This window comes from Chromobacterium alticapitis (assembly GCF_002924365.1).
GTDB lineage: Bacteria > Pseudomonadota > Gammaproteobacteria > Burkholderiales > Chromobacteriaceae > Chromobacterium > Chromobacterium alticapitis.
Genome location: NZ_PQWB01000119.1, coordinates 1 through 221 on the forward strand (window position 1 = coordinate 1; position 221 = coordinate 221).

Genomic DNA, 221 nt, shown 5'->3' on the forward strand with positions numbered 1-221 from the left:
CCCTGGGTGTCATACGCGCCATCCAGCGTCGCCGTGGCAACGGGTTCATCCGCCGGCAGCGGCATCAACCACTCCGGCAGTATCGGCGCGTCTCCCGCACCATTGCCAGTCACCTCGATGGCCCGGATTTCCAGCGTTTCGGCATCGATGCCGAGGTGTACCTTGCGCCATTGCCGACGATATTCGGCGCCATGTTTTTTGCGTTTCCACTCGCCTTCGCC

The 221-nt window shown here is 62.9% G+C and carries 1 protein-coding gene; it reads right to left on the reverse strand.

Going from position 1 to position 221, the window contains the following annotated elements:
- A partial coding sequence (locus tag C2I19_RS18405; RefSeq protein WP_146056871.1) for a transposase occupies nt 1-221 on the reverse strand: 221 nt, incomplete at both ends.